This window comes from Arthrobacter sp. UYCu723 (assembly GCF_054059215.1).
Genome location: NZ_JBSSBW010000001.1, coordinates 2,111,536 through 2,128,691 on the forward strand (window position 1 = coordinate 2,111,536; position 17,156 = coordinate 2,128,691).

13 protein-coding genes and 1 pseudogene are annotated in these 17,156 nt (G+C 67.6%); 6 read left to right on the forward strand and 8 right to left on the reverse strand.

Features of this window, described 5'->3' with window-relative positions; all coding sequences use genetic code 11:
• The first annotated feature begins 61 nt into the window (after nt 1-61).
• Entirely contained in the window at nt 62-1,843 is a 1,782-nt protein-coding gene (locus ACVWZ8_RS09925) for a hypothetical protein (protein ID WP_456504535.1), read from the forward strand.
• Nucleotides 1,844-1,937: 94 nt separating this feature from the next.
• Here the strand turns inward: ACVWZ8_RS09925 and ACVWZ8_RS09930 are convergent, their stop codons facing one another.
• Both ACVWZ8_RS09930 and trmB read right to left on the reverse strand, forming a co-directional pair.
• Nucleotides 1,938-2,492 carry a DUF1206 domain-containing protein gene (locus ACVWZ8_RS09930; RefSeq protein ID WP_456505931.1) on the reverse strand — a complete coding sequence of 185 codons (555 nt, stop codon included), beginning with the start codon at nt 2,490-2,492 and terminating at the stop codon, nt 1,938-1,940.
• A 205-nt stretch (nt 2,493-2,697) separates the two neighbouring features.
• Nucleotides 2,698-3,630: a tRNA (guanosine(46)-N7)-methyltransferase TrmB gene (gene trmB / locus ACVWZ8_RS09935; protein WP_426979505.1), complete on the reverse strand. Its 933-nt coding sequence runs from the start codon at nt 3,628-3,630 to the stop codon at nt 2,698-2,700.
• 179 nt (nt 3,631-3,809) lie between these two features.
• Here trmB and ACVWZ8_RS09940 point away from each other — a divergent pair, with 179 nt between their 5' ends.
• Nucleotides 3,810-5,036, forward strand: coding sequence for an MFS transporter (locus tag ACVWZ8_RS09940; protein WP_456505932.1), 1,227 nt, complete (start codon nt 3,810-3,812; stop codon nt 5,034-5,036).
• Between the two features lie 104 nt (nt 5,037-5,140).
• On the opposite strand, the gene ACVWZ8_RS09945 is transcribed toward ACVWZ8_RS09940, so the two are convergent.
• Nucleotides 5,141-6,424: an MFS transporter gene (locus tag ACVWZ8_RS09945; protein WP_426979504.1), complete on the reverse strand. Its 1,284-nt coding sequence runs from the start codon at nt 6,422-6,424 to the stop codon at nt 5,141-5,143.
• Between the two features lie 15 nt (nt 6,425-6,439).
• Nucleotides 6,440-7,714: a M20 metallopeptidase family protein gene (locus ACVWZ8_RS09950; RefSeq protein WP_456504536.1), complete on the reverse strand. Its 1,275-nt coding sequence runs from the start codon at nt 7,712-7,714 to the stop codon at nt 6,440-6,442.
• A gap of 170 nt (nt 7,715-7,884) precedes the next feature.
• On the opposite strand from ACVWZ8_RS09950, the gene ACVWZ8_RS09955 reads away from it, so the two are divergent.
• Complete coding sequence (locus ACVWZ8_RS09955) at nt 7,885-8,919, forward strand: Lrp/AsnC family transcriptional regulator (protein ID WP_426979502.1); 1,035 nt, start codon at nt 7,885-7,887, stop codon at nt 8,917-8,919.
• A 74-nt stretch (nt 8,920-8,993) separates the two neighbouring features.
• On the opposite strand, the pseudogene ACVWZ8_RS09960 reads toward ACVWZ8_RS09955, so the two are convergent.
• A pseudogene (locus tag ACVWZ8_RS09960) lies at nt 8,994-9,155 on the reverse strand (MerR family DNA-binding transcriptional regulator); the annotation flags it as partial.
• Between the two features lie 105 nt (nt 9,156-9,260).
• Between ACVWZ8_RS09960 and ACVWZ8_RS09965 the strand changes: the two are divergent.
• Nucleotides 9,261-10,700: an MFS transporter gene (locus ACVWZ8_RS09965; protein ID WP_456504537.1), complete on the forward strand. Its 1,440-nt coding sequence runs from the start codon at nt 9,261-9,263 to the stop codon at nt 10,698-10,700.
• A gap of 45 nt (nt 10,701-10,745) precedes the next feature.
• On the opposite strand, the gene ACVWZ8_RS09970 is transcribed toward ACVWZ8_RS09965, so the two are convergent.
• Nucleotides 10,746-12,365, reverse strand: a complete 1,620-nt coding sequence (locus ACVWZ8_RS09970) for a DUF2142 domain-containing protein (RefSeq protein WP_456504538.1) — start codon at nt 12,363-12,365, stop codon at nt 10,746-10,748.
• Between the two features lie 256 nt (nt 12,366-12,621).
• Between ACVWZ8_RS09970 and ACVWZ8_RS09975 the strand changes: the two genes are divergently transcribed.
• Nucleotides 12,622-13,065 carry a GtrA family protein gene (locus tag ACVWZ8_RS09975; protein WP_426979499.1) on the forward strand — a complete coding sequence of 148 codons (444 nt, stop codon included), beginning with the start codon at nt 12,622-12,624 and terminating at the stop codon, nt 13,063-13,065.
• 165 nt (nt 13,066-13,230) lie between these two features.
• Here the strand turns inward: ACVWZ8_RS09975 and ACVWZ8_RS09980 are convergent, their stop codons facing one another.
• Nucleotides 13,231-13,905: a class I SAM-dependent methyltransferase gene (locus ACVWZ8_RS09980; protein ID WP_426979498.1), complete on the reverse strand. Its 675-nt coding sequence runs from the start codon at nt 13,903-13,905 to the stop codon at nt 13,231-13,233.
• Between the two features lie 552 nt (nt 13,906-14,457).
• Between ACVWZ8_RS09980 and ACVWZ8_RS09985 the strand changes: the two genes are divergently transcribed.
• The gene (locus ACVWZ8_RS09985) at nt 14,458-16,368 is read left to right on the forward strand and encodes a DEAD/DEAH box helicase (RefSeq protein WP_456504539.1); all 1,911 of its coding nucleotides are present in this window, start codon (nt 14,458-14,460) and stop codon (nt 16,366-16,368) included.
• Nucleotides 16,369-16,487: 119 nt separating this feature from the next.
• Here the strand turns inward: ACVWZ8_RS09985 and ACVWZ8_RS09990 are convergent, their stop codons facing one another.
• A complete protein-coding gene (locus ACVWZ8_RS09990; protein WP_456504540.1) occupies nt 16,488-17,138 on the reverse strand; it encodes an MBL fold metallo-hydrolase in 651 nt (216 codons plus the stop codon).
• Between the last annotated feature and the right edge of the window lie 18 nt (nt 17,139-17,156).

Below are 17,156 nucleotides of genomic sequence, written 5' to 3' on the forward strand. Positions count from 1 at the left end.
GTGGTGAGCTCCTCCCACATCTGCGGACCAGCACAACCGCACCGGCGAATGGGGATTCGTTATGGAACAGGGTTATGAAGTTGTCAGCTCAGGGAAAAACCTGGCACTCCGCATCACCGCACCGGGAAGGACCAAGCCGGCGGTGGTCATCTCCTGGCATCCGGAGCAGGAGCAAAACCGCATCGATGTCAGCGGCATCGTCCGGGAAGTAAGGGGTCTCGCGGACGTTTTCTGGCTGGAAAACGGTCCGGAAAGCTACGCCTTCGGCGATCACCTGCCAGCAGGGGCCCATGTCTTCGGTAACGCGGCACGAGTCTACTCGGCCGACCTCCGGTGGATGCAGGACGTGTTTCAGAGCCCGTTGCGCCAGGCCCGGGACCGGCCGGCGGCAGCCCGTGCGGCCGAAGATGTCATCGAGGACGTCCTGAGTCTCATCACTGTGGTCCCCCCTAAAGCGACGCCGGCGCGCAGCGCAGGGCGGCGGGTCCGCGGAACGATCAAGGCCTTCGCGAGCGCGGGATCCCGGGCCATCGTCGAACTGCCAGACGGCTCGTGCTGTTCCATTCAGCGGGAACGCGTTGTACCTCCCGTTCGGCTCGATTGGATGCTTTCGCTCGGGCAGTCCGTTGAGGGCGAGCTCAATGACGAGGACAAAACCCTTGACATCAACAGACTGAAGTCCGTTCCGCGGCTCGCGGAACTCTACCGTTCCGGCGACCTCGTCCTGGCCCTTGCCGAACAGGTAAGCGCGAACAGCGCCAAGCTCACCCTCTATCCGGGATCCAGCTGGGCCGTAGCCGCGGCCCGCATCTCCTCGAATCCACTCGACACGGCCGACAGCCTCGTGACGGAGGGTGAAGTGGTCGTGGCGCGCTTCCTCCGGGAGCGCGGGGCAGTCGTGCTGTCCCTGCTCGACGTGGATGACGGCGCCGAGGTCCAGCCGGCGCCGGCCTTGCTCATGGGCGGAACCCCCTGGCTTCAGGCCGGACGGCATCTTGCCGAACAGTCCACCGCAGGCAGGACCTTCCCTGCCGCCTCGATCGGGCACCCTGGCGGGGCCGGTACCCCCGATCCGGGCAGCACCGCAGCGGACTCCCTCCCGCTGCCGGCCAAGCCCTCGACCGCGCTGAGGTCGGCCCTCCTGCAGCTCGAGAGCGGACGGCGGAAAATTGCCGGCCTCCAGGAACTCGTGTCTGCCACCAGCCGGGCCGGGGCCGGGCTGGTCAGGCTCCAGCAGGAGCATGACGAGCTCAAACTGCTGCTGGAGGCGGAGCGGGAGCTCGCCGGTGCGCTCCATGCCGAGTTGGAGACGGAGCGGGGCAGGGTTGCCAAGCACCGGGAAGATCTCCGGAGGCTCCGTACCCGCAACCGCGAATCCCAACAGGCGCTGCAGCGGGCGGCCGCAGATTCGGACGGGCTGTTCGTGACGTCCGACGACCGCCTGCGGCACGATGTCTATCTGTCCTGGGCCAGGAACACCCTGCCGACCGACAAGGCCCGGCAGCCGTTGCCGCGGGAATGGGCGGCAGGGCCCGGCTTCGCAGCCTCCCTTTACGCTTTCACTGAACCGGGCGTCGTTGCGAAGGCGCTGAAAGCGGCGGTGGGGATCCTCACAGGGACCGCGGAGCGCACTGCAACGCGCAGCACGGCACGCGAGATCCATCCCTTACGGGAGAACGCCGGCGGCGACGCACCACAGCTCCGCCGCGAGGACGGCGCCAAGTGTTTTCGTGCCGCGATCGAACAGAATGTGCCGGCGGCCCGCCGGCTGCACTTCTGGAAGCTCCCGGACGGCACTATCGAACTGTCCCGGGTCGTGGTCCACGACGACTGCAAGCCCTGAGCCAGCGGGGGGCCTGTCGCCGTACGGACTGCCGGGGACGGCAGGCCCGTCCCGTACGGACTGCCTGGAGCGGCAGGCCGGCGGCTGAGGCAAGCTACATCTTGGCGAGTTTGGCGCGCACGATCATGAAGACGCCGTAACAAATGAGGCCGGCGCCCACGGCCGCCAGCATGTAGACACCGAAGGGCTGTTCACGCAGCGCCTTCAGGCCGCCGTCGAGCCCGGTCGATTCTTCGGGATGGACCCTCACAGTGGCAATGATGATCAGCAGGCCCGCCAGCAGCAGGGCGATGCCCTTGGCGGCGTAGCCCGCGACGCCCAGTGCCTTCACCGCGGACTGCGCCTGCTGAGATGCAGGGAGCCTCAGGTACTTCTTGAAGGACTGGCGGAAGCCCCGGATGGCATAGATGATTCCGGTGACGGCAACCGCGGCGCCGATGGCGAGCAGCAGTGGACCCGCCGGCTGGCCGGCCAGTTGCTCCACGGCGCCGCTGACATCCGCCTTCCCCGTGCCGCCCGTGGCGAGCCGGATGGCAACGAGACCGATCAGGAAATGAAGGATGCCGCTCACCGCAAACCCGGCCCGCGCCACTACTTCCAGCGCGCGCGAGTTGGTGGCGTCCTCGGTCGCATCGGCGACGTCCTTCAGTTCCTTTTTGATGGCGGATCCCTGAACTGACTCGGTTGTTCGGCCGGACGAGGGCTCCGCCCGGGGCATGCATCTTAGCTAATCGTGCCACGCCGGCCCGTCCGGGAAAAGCATCCGGGGCTTCGGGCTTAGGCTGTATCCGGACAGTGGCCTGGGGAGCCGTGCCCTGGCGGGTTGACGCCTGCGGGCAACGCTGTGGTGCGGCTTATCGCCGCCGGTAGCTGAGGTCGAAGATGAGCCGCCCGGCCTCATGGGCCTTGTTCTCGAAACTGGTCGGGATCCGGCCCTCGAATCTGGGAGCCCAGCCGCCGGCCTGATCGATGCCTTCGTTGGGGCCTGTATGTTCCGTGCTGACCGGTGCACGGCCTTCCTTGACCGGCGCCCCGCCCACGAGGGACTCGACGCCGGATTCCCAGACCTGGGTGAGGGGGCTTTCCGCACCGTTGCGCTCACCTTCGTGCAGGTTCTCGAAATCGGGGGAGTCCGCCAGGACCTCGCGGACGTGGACGGCGTAGTTGGACCAGTCGGTCGCGATGCGCCAGATGCCGCCCGGTTTGAGGGCGCGCGAGGCAAGCTCGGCGAAGGCCGGCTGGATGAGGCGGCGCTTGTGGTGCCGGGACTTGTGCCACGGGTCGGGGAAGAAGACCCACAGTTCCGTCACGGAGCCTGTCGGGAGCATGGTGGCGAGGACCTCGGGCGCGTTTGCCTCCACGACGCGGACGTTGCTCAGGCCGCGGCTGTTGATCTTGATTAGTGTGTTGGCCAGGCCGGGGGTGTACACCTCGACGGCGAGGAAGTCCGTATCCGGGTTCTCCTCGGCGGCGTGGCAGACGGCGTCGCCCAGTCCCGAGCCGATCTCGACGATCAGCGGGGCGGTGCGGCCGAATTCGGCTTCGGCCTCGAACACGTAGTCCGGGTGGACGGACGTGTTGGCGATGTGGCGCGGGACCTCGACGGCCCAGCGGTCAGAATGCTCTTCCCAGGCGGCCTGGCGACGGCCCTGCAGTCGGGTGCCGCGGCGCACGAAGCTGACCGGGCGTCCCCCGTAGGTGCCGAAGGAGGCCTGGGTGCCGGGAGTCACCGGGCGGGGCGGCTGCGTTGGCTCCGGCGTCTGGGGTGTTTCTGGGGATTCACTCATCACATCCAGAATACCGGCGCCCGGCGTCGCGGCCTCCTTCCCGCGGGCGGGGTTGACGGTGCTCTCGGCAGGGGCGGTGCGCTCCGGCCTGCCAGAATGGGTCCGTGACTCGACCCAAGAACGCCCCGGACTCCGCGCTCGGCAGCAGGCCCGGCCTCAGGGACCGCCCCAGCACGCTCGTGGATGCCGAGATCGACGACGTGCCCGCGGCCGCGCCCACCAGCGTCGGCAGCCGCCGCGCGCTGGTCTACCTGGGCCTGTGCCTGGTCCTGATCGGACTGAACCTCCGCACAGTCTTCGCCAGTTTCTCTGCGGTCCTGCCCGAAGTGACGGCCGACGCCGGACTGCCGGGCTGGGCGGTGGTGGTCCTCACCACGGTGCCGGTGACGCTGCTCGGGGTGTTCGCCCCGCTCGCCCCGGTACTGGCGCGCCGTTTCGGCGCGGAGCGCGTGCTGCTCGGTGCCATGGCGGTACTGACCGCCGGACTGCTGCTGCGGCCGTTGGACGCCGCGGGGGCCGGACATCTGCCCGCGCTGCTGGCCGGAACGGCGGCCTGCGGCGCCGCGATTTCGCTCTGCAACGTGCTGCTCCCGGGCCTCGTGAAGCGGGACTTCCCGCACCGGCTCGGCCTGATGGGCGGCCTCTACACGACAGCGATCTGCGCCTCGGCGGGCCTCGGCGCCGGTTTCACCTACCCGGTTTTCAGCGCGACGGGGGAGTGGACGGTGGCGCTGTGGTTCTGGGCGCTGCCCGCCGGCGTCGTCCTTGTGCTGTTCCTGCCGCTGGCCGTGCGGCAGCGCCACGGCCAGCACCAGCGGGTGGCCGACGGCGTCAAGGTGTGGCGCTCGGCCATCGCCTGGCAGGTGACCATCTTCATGGTCCTGCAGGCGATGATGTCCTTCAGCGTATTTGCCTGGCTGGCGCCGATCCTGCGCGAACGCGGGGTGGATGGAGCTACGGCCGGGCTGATCGTCTCCGCCTCGATCGTGTTGCAGATGCTCGGTTCCCTCTTCGCCCCGGCCCTGGCCGCCCGGTTTCGTGACCAGCGCGCCATCAACACCGTGGTGGCGCTGATGACCGGTGGCGGGTTCGCCCTGAGCATCTTCGGCCCGCTGGAGCTGATCTGGCTGTGGACCGGGCTGCTCGGCCTGGGCCAGGGCAGCCTGACGGCCGTCGCGCTCACCATGATCATGCTGCGCACCCGCGACGGCCACACCGCCGCCCACCTGTCCGGCATGATGCAGGGCGTCGGCTACGGGCTGGGGTCCACCGGCACGCTCTTGGTCGGCCAACTGCACCAGTCCACCGGGTCTTTTGCCGCGGCCGGGATCCTGTTCCTCGCCGTCGGTGCCCTCGGCGCGGTGTTCGGCTACCGTGCCGGGCGGAACCGATTCATCGGCGGCTGACCGCCTTCAGCCAGCCCTCCCAGCCCAACTGACTAGCAGTTGTTGTCGTTCTGGGCGCTCAACACGACAACTAGTGCTAGTCAGTTGGGGACCGGAAGGAGTCCTCAGCCGCGCAGGTCTTTGCCCTTGGTCTCCGGGATGCTGAAGATGAACAGGATGCTGATGACCAGCAGGACCACGGCGTAGAGATTGAAGGCCTGGGCCATGTTGATGTCCTTGAGCCACTGCTGCAGGTACGGCGCGGTTCCGCCGAACGCGGCCACGCAGATCGAGTAGGGGACGCCGACGCCGACCGTGCGGATGCTGGTCGGGAACAGTTCGGCGAACACGGCTGGAACGATCGCGGCGCTCGCAGCGATGAAGATCAGCATCACGGACATACTGACCGCCAGCTGCCAGGCCGAATCCTTGAGCAGCCACGTCATCGGGAAGTGCAGCACAGCCGCGCCGGTGGCACCGGCCCACAGCACTTTCTTGCGCCCGATCCGGTCCGAGAGCTTTCCCCAGAACGGCAGGGCGGCGATGAAGACCACGTTGCCGATGACACCGGCCCACAGCGCTTCGCCGCGGTCGATCTTCAGCGCGGTGGTGGCGTAGCTGGGCGCCACGACGCCCCAGATGTAGTAGATGACGGTGAGCCCGACGGTCAGGCCGATCACCTGGAACGCCTGCTTGCGGTGCCGGACGATCTGCGGCCAGATCGGTTCGCGCTTCTCGGCCGGGGATTCACCCTCGAAGACGCTGCTTTCGTGCATCCGGGCGCGCATGACCAGGGCGTAGAGGCCCATCACGGCGCCGATCAGGAACGGGATCCGCCAGCCCCAGGCGTTCATCATTTCGGTGCTGAGGCTCATGTTCAGGACCGCGCCCAGCAGCGTCCCGAACAGGATTCCCACGGTGCCGGAGGTGTAGATCAGGGTCGACCAGAGCCCGCGGCGTTCCCTGGGCGCGATCTCGGACAGGTAGGTCTGCGACGACGGCAGCTCACCGCCGTGCGCGAGCCCCTGGACCAGCCGGGCCACGAGGAGCATCAGGGACGCCCAGACGCCGACGGCCGCGAAGGTGGGGGCAATGCCGATCAGAAGGCTGCCAAGCGAGGCCAGCCCGACGGCGAGCGTCATCGATGTCTTGCGGCCCACCCGGTCGCCGATCCAGCCAAACAGGAACCCGCCGAACGGCCGTGCCACGAAGCCGACGGCGAAGATCGCCAGGGTGGACAGCACCGCTGAGGCGGGGTCCGCCTTGCTGAAGAGCTGGCTGGCGATGAAGGGCGTGAAGGTGGCGTAGATGGCCCAGTCGTACCATTCGACGGCGTTGCCGATGCCGGTTCCGACGATGGTTTTCCGGAGGGCCCGGGCTTCGCGCTGCGGGTTGAGCGTGGTTGTCATTGGATCTCTCTAGGGTCAGTTGCGGATGGCGGGAGCTGCGGCTGCAGCGGCCGAGCCGGAGCCGGCGGCCAGGGCCGTAAGGCGCTGCAGGGCCAGTTCGGCGTAGAGCGCCGCGCCGTCGGCGAGGACCCCGTCGTCGAACGTGGCGTAGGGGGAGTGGTTGAACGGGGTGGCCGTGTGGTCCGCGCCGGGGGCGACGGCACTGAGGCCCACGAATGTGCCGGGGACTTCGGCCAGGACGCGCGAGAAATCCTCGGAGCCGCTTATCGGCGTTGCCCAGCGGGAGAGCCTGGAATCGCCGAACATGCCGGCGATGACGCTTTCGGCGGTGTGCGTTTCGTCCTCGTCCGTAATGGTGAGGGGGTATTCCTGCTGGTAGTCCACGTCCACCTCGAGGCCGTGCGCGGCGGCGATTCCCTTGAGTAGCCGGGGTACGGATTCCATCATCTTCTGCCGGGACTCTTCGGAGAAGGTCCGGATGGTGGCCTCAATGCGGGCGGTTTCCGGGATGACGTTGCGTTTGGTGCCGGCGTGGAGCACCCCCACGGTCAGGACCACGGGATCGAACATGTTGAACTGACGGGTAATCATGACTTGCAGGGCCGTCACCATTTCGGCGGCCGCCGTGACCGGATCCTTGGCCGAATGCGGCGCGGAGCCGTGGCCGCCGGCGCCCAGCACGGTGACCACCAGCCCGTCGGAGGCGCTGAGCATGACGCCCGGCTTCGTGCAGAAAGTGCCGTGCGGCTCAAGGGAGGAGAACACGTGCATGCCGTAGGCGGCGTCCACCCGGCGTCCGGACGCTTCCAGGACGCCCTCGCGGATCATGTAGCTGGCGCCGTCGAAGCCCTCCTCGCCGGGCTGGAACATCAGGACGACGTCGCCGGCGAGTTCGTGCCGCCGCTCGGCCAGGAGGGTGGCGGCTCCGGTGAGCATGGCCGTGTGGAGGTCGTGCCCGCAGGCGTGCATGGCGCCGTCGATCCGCGAGGTGAACGCCGCGCCGGTCTTCTCCTGGACGGGCAGGCCGTCCATGTCCGCCCGGAGCAGCACTGCGGGCCGGTGTGCCTGCCCGTCGGCGGCCTCCCGCCACGGTACCTGTCCGCGGAGGACCGCAGTGACCGACGTCGTGTCCTGGCCGAGGGTGATCTCGTACGGGAGCCCGTCGAGGGCCTTGAGCACTTTCTCCTGGGTCCGCGGGAGATCCAGGCCGATCTCCGGTTCCCGGTGCAGTTCGTGCCGGAACCGGGCGAGGTCCCTCTGCAGTTCCTTGGCGTCTGCGGCGATCGGCATCCGTCCTCCTGGTCTATGGTTGGTCCGTCCGGATACCCGGACTCTTGGTTTCTTACTCCGTTCGTTCCATTTTGCAGTGGCGCGCCTCACATTCCACGGACTCGCTGGAATAATGCAAGGAACAGGGCAAATGATGCGTTTTCACGCAGCGGCGAAGGTTTGGAGGTGCAATGGAGCTCAGCGAGGAAGACTTGGCGCTCATCAATGCGCTGCAGATAGCTCCGCGCCTGAGCTGGCAGGACGCCTCGGACGTCCTGGGCGTCCACGCCACCACGCTCGCGGCCCGCTGGGAGCGACTGCGCTCAGCCGGCGCCTCCTGGGTGACGGCCCACCTGATCGGTGATCCGAAGCAGATGTGTCTGGCCTTCGTGGATATCGACTGTGAGATGCACCGACGGGCCGAGGTCACGGCCGCGCTCGCCGCCCTTCCCGCGGTGGTGACCGTCGAGGAGGCCGCGAGCAACCGCGACCTGATGCTGACCGTGATCACGCCCTCCCTGGAGGCGTTCAGCGCCGACGTCGTGGCCCGGTTCAAGGACATCAATGGGCTGCTGAAGTACCAGACCGCGCTCTGCACCCGGCTGCACAGCGGCGGCGACGCCTGGCGGCTCAACGTTCTGGAGCGCTCCCAGCAGGCGGCGCTTCGTGCGCTGGCGGGTCCGGAAACCGCGGGGCTGCTGCCGGCGAAACCCGTCGGTCCGCCGCTGCCCGCCAGCCATCTCGCCCTGCTGCCTTTCCTGTCCCGGGACGGGCGCGCGACGTCGGCCGAAATCGCCCGCGCCCTGGGCCGGCACCCCGCCACGGTGCAGCGCCAGCTGAACCGGGTCCTGGCCAGCGGAATACTGTCCTTCCGGTGCGAGGTGGCGCAGAAGTATTCCGGCTACCCGGTGACCTGCCAGTGGTTCGCCAACGTCCCGGCGGGCCAGCACGAGGCCGCCGCGACGCAGCTCCGCGGCCTGCGCAACGTCCGGTTGAGTGCCTCCACCACGGGCCGGACGAATTTCGTGATCATCATGTGGCTGCATTCGCTGGCGGAGGTGATGAATGCCGAACTGGCGCTGCGGCAGCGGGTGCCGGGCATCGAGCTGGCCGAGAGCGTCGTGATGCTCAGCACCGTCAAGCGCGTGGGCTGGATGCTGAACCCGGACTCGACGGCGAGCGGCGCCGTCGTCGTCCCCGCCCAAGGCCTCGACGTGCAGGGTTAGCCCAACTGGCCGGCAATAGTTGTCGTTCCGCGCGCCCTAAACGACAACAACTGCGCTAATTGGGGGCGCTCTCCCAGCGTCGGGGGCCGGTACCGCCGCTGGTTGCCGGAGTTGCGGGTGGAGGAGATCAGCCCGTTGCGTTCGTAGAAATGCAGGGCCGACGGCGCCACGCCGCTGCGCTCGGACACCTCGCCGATACTCAGCAGGTGGTGCGCACCGCCCGCCAGCTGTGGCATGCTTCCCCTTTAGCCTTCACCCAAGCTTCGCCGAAAACTCCCCAGCGAAACCGCGGGAGGACGGGCCTTGACCTGAACTTTAGTTGAGGTCCTACGGTTGCGTCCATGACTATCGATCAGGCCACGCCCTTGCCCCGTACCGCCCCCGCCCCGGCCCCGGAATCGGCCGGCATCTTCCACCGCAGCTACCTGCTGGTGACCCTGGGCGCCTGCGCCCTGGTGTTCCTGGCCGCCTTCGAGTCCATGGCGGTCACCACCATCATGCCGCTCGTCAGCCGCGAGCTGGACGGCGCCGGGCTCTACGCGCTGGCGTTCGCCGGTCCTCTCGCCACCGGGGTCATCGGTATGGTGGCGGCCGGCAACTGGTCCGACCGACGGGGTCCCGTCGGACCCCTGTACGCCTCCGTGGCCCTGTTCGTGCTGGGCCTCCTGATCGCCGGAACGGCCGGGAGCATGGCCGCCCTGGTGGCCGGCCGGCTGGTGCAGGGCCTCGGCGGCGGCGCCATGACGGTGGCCCTCTACGTCGTGGTGGCCCGGATCTATCCGCCGGTACTGCACCCGAAGATCTTCGCCGCGTTTGCCGCAGCCTGGGTGATCCCCTCCCTCGTGGGCCCCTTCGCCGCCGGACTCGTGGCCCAGCTCGCCAGCTGGCACTGGGTCTTCCTCGGCGTCGTGGGCCTGGTGGTGCCGGCGCTGCTCATGATCGTTCCGGCCCTGCGCGGACTGCACGGCACCCCCGCGGGCGAGTTGACGGAGAGCGAGCCGACGTCCAAGCCGGGCCGGGCGCCGTGGGGCTATGGGCGGCTGGCCTGGGCAGCCTTGGCCGCGCTCGCCGTGCTGGGCCTGAACCTGTCCGCCGAGGTCCCGGTCGCCGGCGGCGTGCTCGCGGCAGCCGCCGTCGCCGTGGCGCTCGTCGCCGTCCGTCCGCTCGTGCCCCGCGGCACGCTCACGGCGCGCCGCGGGCTCCCCAGCGTGATCCTCACCCGCGGGCTGGCGTCGGCGGCTTTCTTCGGCGCTGAGGTGTACCTGCCCTACCTGCTGGTGGAACGCTACGTCTTCGCACCGGCCTTTGCCGGCCTCACCCTCACCGGCGGAGCCCTCGCATGGGCCGCGGCGTCCGCCATCCAGGGCCGGCTCGGACCCCGACTGGACCACCGGCGCGCGGTCCGAATCGGTGCGGGGCTGGTGCTCGGCGCCGTCCTCCTGGCCCTGGTGACCACCGTGCTTGGCTGGCCGGCCGCCGTCGCGATCACGGGGTGGCTGTTTGCCGGCGGGGGCATGGGGCTGATGTACCCGCGGTTGAGCGTGATGACCCTGGCCCTGTCGACCAAGGACACCGAAGGCTTCAACAGCTCGGCCATGTCGATTTCCGATTCCCTCGGCGGCGCGCTGGCACTCGCCACGACGGGAGTCGTCTTTGCCGCATTCACGACGACGGCGGCCTCCTTTGCCGGGGTCTTCGCGCTGACCGCTGCCATCGGCGTCGCCGCCGTTGTGGTCGCCCCGCGCGTGGCCGCGCCTTCCGCCGGCAGCTCCGGGGCCTAGGGCGTGGCGTCTCCCTCGATCTTCAGCAACCCCAGCCGGAAGGCACTAAGCCTCCGGCCGCTGAGCGTCAGCGGCAGGTGCCTTGACGCGTTCTGCATTTTTCTTTTCGGTCCGCAATCTCCGCATCGGGCTGACACTCCGCGCGGTGGGCTGGACTCCGGATTCCTCCGGGAGCATCCCGGCAGGCCTTGAGACCCAATGATGCAGGAGCACGGCGGCCACCAGGAGTACGGCCAGGTAAGCGATCGTGAGGGTAATCCATCCTAGAGGTGGCTCCCACCGTGGTGCGGTGACCATGTCACTCCAATTGGATCGGTCTTCCAGTCCGATGACATAGCGGCGCATCCCATTGATGAAGGCGTAGAAGTGGCCGAACACCATTACCGTGAGCAGCACGGCGCTGGCGCGGCGCGCAGAATCGGCCTGGCCAACGGTGAAGGACCGTACGGCTATGCCGCTTGCCGCAATCAGCACCACAATCAGTGCCAGGATGTAGCGCCCTTGCCAGATGATGCCGACGTCCTTCGCCAGGGGAATCTGAAGGATCGGGGGGAGGGCGACGACTGCTGTCAGGAGAAAGCCCACCGCGAGCCGCCCGGGTCTGTTGCCAATAGACAAGGCTGCACACACCGCACCGATGATCAGGGCAGCCCAGACGGCGAGCACCCCCGTCGGGCCTAAGGTGTCGAGCCAGCCCAGATAGGAAACATAGCCCGTTGCGAAGTCGAACGTCCGATCGAGCATGACCGCCACGATCTGCACCGGAGGGTCCTCAGAGCCATTCCCTACTAAGTTCTGAAGGCTGTTGGCGTACCTCAGCCATATCAGCGACAGTGCGCAGCCGAGTGCAACTACAGCTGCCATGGCCCAGACAAACCGGTGCCGCAGCACGGACACCATGGGCCGGTAACCGAATATCAACAAGGAAGCCGTCACCCCCAGCGCCAGCCATAACAGTGACGCGGCGCGGGTGTTAGCCAGCACCACAGCGGACATTGCGGCAAGCGCCAGGGGAACCTTCCAGGAAGCCCTGGATTCGACTCGTTCCCAGGTCAGGGAGAGCGCGCAGAACATGGCCATGGAGGTTGCGACCTCGAGGGAATTGGGATTCACGGCCCCAGAGAGAAACAGGACCATTGGAGTTATTGCGAATGTTCCGACGAACAGTGGAGCCCTCCACCGGCGCAGGCCACTCAGGGAAAACAGAGCCACTGCAATGAACGCAGCAGTGAACAGGCCGCTGACAATTCTCATCGCATAGACGGCTTCGTCGCCGGACATGAAGAGGCTGGGGATGCCCGCGACCGCGTAGTACATGGGGTTGTAGCTGCCGGCGCTCGTGAGGGCGCGAACGATTGTGGTGTCGGACGGGAGGCTGGGGCTGCAATCGGCCGTCAACAGAGCGTTGCCCGCATAACAGGTCTGTAGCTTGTCCGTGGATGCAATGTACTGGGGAACCAGTACCTGTGTTCGTTCGCCTTGAGCCACACCGGAATCGCCTCGAAGCTGCCCGCGCACCACGGCTGCCGCCTTAATGACGTGGGCTTGTTCGTCCGGGACGGAGATGAGCGGGCTGGCCAAGGACCAAAGAGTCGTTAACAGGCCGACCAGGGCAAACAGGGCGAGGAAGCGCAGGAGCCCCCGGGACTCTTTTCCTGATTTCACTGGGGGTTGGCATCTCCCTGTTTCGACTGCGGTTAAGTTCCTAACCCTACTTGGTCTTTCTTGTCGTACAGCGAGCACGGTCCGGCCGCGCTTGGATGCTGGATATGGACAAGGGGGTGCCTGGCATAGACTCTTTTGGTGTCCTGAATGACGGAACGTCGGGCAATTCAACTACACGGGCGGTATTCAGATCATGCGGGAATCTTTCACGAGGCTCCTGAGGCGTGTCCAAGCTTCTGTGCGCAATGGACACCTGGTGAAGTTCCTTGTGGTGGGGGTGGCTTCCTTCGCAATCGACCTCGGTTTGCTTGCCCTGCTGCACGAAGTGGGCGGGGTTGATCTGTGGATCGCCACGCCAATCGCGTTCCTGGCCAGTCTCGTGTTCAATTTCTTCATCCAGCGTAAGTTCACTTTCCAGTCGAACTCGCGGGCCCACCTGAGCTTTCTGAAGTATGGGACCCTGGTGGTTTTCAACCTCGTGGCCACAGACCTGGTCGTCAATCTCATTGCGGCTTCCGGACAGTCCTACGCCATCGGCAAGGTGGCCGCGACGGTCGCAACCACTGCCTGGAATTTTCTCCTCTACAAGCACTGGATTTTCAAGCCCGCGAACGCGGGCGCCGGACACGTGGACCTGACGCCGACCGGCATCCTCGGACCAGTTCCATCCCCTGAGGATCAGGGCATGCCTCCCAAATAGATTGCCCGCCACCCGCTGACTTGAAAATGTGGCTCGTTACAAGAAACGCTGGACCGAGCCTGACGGTCACGTGGTCAGGCGTTCCGGGGCAGGCCGAGCACTTAAACCCACCACGCCTGCGACGGGAAAGGCCGGCCGCGCCGGCCGGGGCCCGGGAATCGGAGCTCAGCGGGCGGCGAGCCGGGTGGCGCGCAGCACGGCATCTGTGAGCCCGGCAGCCTCGCCGTCCGGGCCCGTCGCACTGCGGCGCCGGCTCTCCAGGACGTCGACGTGCCACTCGGGTGCCTCGATCCCCAGTTCCCGTGCCGCCTCCTCGGCGGTGAAGTACTTCTCGATTGGGTGGTGATTTCCTGAGTGGTGGTTTCCCCACGGCGGCAGTCCCTCGGGGTGATGGCCGACCACGAGCAGCGTGCCGCCCGTCCGCACTGCAGCGGCGGCCAGCTGCAGCGCCTGTTGCCACGGCATCAGCGTCGAGTGCAGGAACTGGGCGGTGACCAGCTCGTACAGCCGTTCCGGCACCCACGTGGCAAGATCCTGCTGCACCCACTCGATCTTTCCGGTGTGACCCGTCTCCCGGGCATGGGCAGCTGCCCGTTCAAGCGCGACGGCGGAGACATCCAGTGCGGTAACGGTCCAGCCCCGGCTGGCGAGCCAGATGGCGTCGGCGCCCTCGCCGCAGCCCAGGTCCAAGGCGCGGCCCGGCGGCAGCTCGGACGCCTCGGCGAGCAGTTGCGGATTCGGCCGTCCGCTCCACACTTTGACGCGGCTGCTGTATCTCTCGTCCCACAGCTGCGCCGCTGTGCTTTCGTCCGTGCCGCCGTCGTGCTGGTGCTCCGTCATGGTTCTCCTCCTGGTCGCTTCACACATCATGGCAGTCCGGCCCGGGTTGGCGGAACAGGGAATCACCGTGCGGAATCGCTGCCGAGGTGTTCCGGGTGCAGGCTGCAGGCGGAGCCGTTTCGGAGCCGTTTCGGGGCCGTTCGCGGCCAGATCCGTGCGCCGGATGGTGCCGCGCCCACGTCGTATCAGGGGACCGGGCCGGTCTGGTTGAGGGGGCCCGGCCGCGGAAGCGGGCCCAACCCTGCCCGGATGATAGAGTGGTGGAACTTGATGTGCAGTGATGCCCACCTATGGTCTTGATTGATCAGTTCCGGTTCATCAACCGGTTCCCCTGCTGGATTCCTCCCGGAATCCGATCGCAAGGAGTGGGTTTTTTTCATGTGAGAGGCACATCCTGCGTCGATGAACGCGTTCTATTTGGTCCCGGCCGCCGCTGCCGCAAGGTTGGTGGCAGCCCGGTTGATCACCTGACTTTTCTTCGGCGAACCCCTGGGCCAACCGGCACCGGGGGCCGATATCCGCATGGATACCGCCTGAAAGACCTTTGACTATATGACTACTTTTGCTGCCCTCGGCACGCCCAAGGCACTCGCCGACACCCTGACTGCACAGGGAATCCTGGAACCGTTCCCCATCCAGGTCAAGACTCTCCCGGACACCCTGGCCGGACGCGACGTCCTGGGCCGCGGCCGCACCGGCTCCGGCAAGACCATCGCCTTCGCCATCCCGCTTGTGGCACGACTCGCCGAGCGGGAAGCCAAGCACTTCCGCAAGCCCGGCCGCCCGATGGGCCTGGTCCTTGCCCCCACCCGTGAACTGGCCACCCAGATCAACGCGACCATCGAGCCGATGGCCAAGGCCATGGGCCTGACCACCACCGTGATCTACGGCGGCATCTCCCAGGCCCGCCAGGAAAAGGCCCTGCGCGCCGGCGTCGACATCGTCATCGCCTGCCCGGGCCGCCTGGAGGACCTGATCCGCCAGCGCATCCTGACCCTCGAGGCCGTCGAGATCACCGTGCTGGACGAGGCCGACCACATGGCGGACCTCGGCTTCCTGCCGGTGGTCAAGAAGCTCATGGACATGACCCCCAGCCAGGGCCAGCGCCTGCTGTTCTCCGCCACCCTGGACAACGGCGTGGACAAGATTGTCCAGCGCTACCTGTCCAACCCGCTGACCCACTCCGTGGACGATCCGCAGGCCGCGGTGACCACCATGGAACACCATGTGCTGGTTGTCAACGACCAGACCGTCAAGAAGCAGCTGATCGTCGAGCTCGCCTCGGGTGCCGGCCGCCGGATGCTGTTCATGCGCACCAAGCACCACGCCCGCAAGCTGGCCAAGACCCTGACCGACGCCGGCATCCCCGCCGTCGATCTGCACGGCAACCTCTCGCAGAACGCCCGTGACCGCAACCTGGCCGAGTTCTCCTCCGGCGACGTCCGCGTCCTGGTGGCCACCGACGTCGCAGCCCGCGGCGTCCACGTCGACGACGTCGAACTGGTCATCCACGTGGATCCGCCCACGGAGCACAAGGCTTACCTGCACCGCTCGGGCCGAACGGCCCGCGCCGGTTCCGATGGCACCGTGGTCACGCTGACCCTGCCGGAGCAGCAGTCCGACGTCAAGAAGCTGATGAAGGCTGCCGGCGTCGAGGTCAACTTCGAGCGCGTCACCGCCAACTCCCCGCTGGTCGCCGAACTGGTTGGCGAAATTGCCGACAAGATCGATCCGCGCACCCGCGCCGCGCTGCTGGCCGCCAAGTCCAATCAGGGCGGCGGCAGCTCCACCGGTGCCAACGCCGAGCGCAAGCGCGCCCGCCGCACCACCCAGGCGGCACCCACCGCGGGTGGCCGTGGTGGACGTGGCGGACGCGGACGCGTCGGAACCGAGGCTCCCCGCACCGATCTTCCCCGTGCCGAGCGCCGTGCCGTGGCCTACGAAGGCCAGGCGGCTGCGCGCAACGCTGCAGAGCGTGTCATCGAGAAGAACGAGGACCGCATGGATGCCGAGCGCGCCGAGCGCCGCAACGCCCGCGGCCGGTCAACTTCCTATGGCACTCACCGCAACGATGTACCGGCAGCGGGCGGCCGCGCCGCGGCAGGCCGCGGTTCGGACGGACGCGCCTCAGAAGGACGCAGCGACGCCCGGGGCGCTTCGGCACCCCGCAGCGGCGCACCGCGCAGCGGCGCACCCCGCACGGGTGCTTCGACTGGCGGCCAGCGCGGCGGACGTCCGGCGACGGGCCAGCGTGCAGCTGCCGGCGCCCAATCCGCCGGAAGCAAAACCGGAGGAAGCAAAACCGGAGCAAGCGCGGCTGTCTGGTCATCCAACACCGGCGGCACCTCCGGCGGCTCCTACGCAGGCGGCGGCAACGGCCGCTCTGGTGAAGGCCGTCCGGCACGCAGCGGCGGCCCCCGCCGCGCGTCCGCACCGGCGTCGAACGAACGCCGCAGCCGCTAACGGTTTCGGTTTTCCGCCACACGGGTTTTCGCTACAGAAACGGACGGACGCTACGGGGATTCCCGTAGCGTCCGTCCGAAAGCGCAGCGCCAGCAGCTAGGCGCAGGGCAACCGTAGGCCTACCAGCCGCGGGCGCGCCACTCAGACAGATGCGGGCGTTCCGCCCCCAGGGTGGTCGGCTTGCCGTGGCCCGGATGCACTATGGTGTCATCCCGGTACACATCGAAAAGCCGCTCGCTCACATCGGTAATGAGCTGGGCGAAACGCTCAGGATCGTTCTGGGTGTTGCCCACGCCTCCCGGGAACAGCGAGTCGCCGGAGAAAATGTGCGCCGGGCCTTCCGGGGCCTGGTACACGAGGGCGATCGAGCCCGGAGTGTGGCCGCGCAGGTGCACTGCCGTCACGTCGAAGCCGTCGAAGTTGCCGACGTCCCCGTGCTCCAGCAGGACATCCACCGGCACCGGCAGCTCCGGGGCATCATCCGTCCCGGCCGCCGTTTTCACACCGGTGGCTTCCACCAGGCCCGGCAGCGCACGGACGTGGTCCCAGTGCTGGTGCGTGGTGGCAATCAGCGCCAGCTTCGGCGTCGCTGAAGTATCTGCGGCGGCGTCCGCGAGCAGCTCCTGGATGGCGGCCAGATCATCGGCCGCATCGATCAGGAGCTGCGCGCCGGATGCCTTGCTGGTGAGCAGATACACGTTGTTGTCCATCTCGCCGACCGAAATCCGGCGGATGGTGATGTCACGTAAAGAGCGAATGAGCGAGTCCATGGGCAACAGTCTACGGAG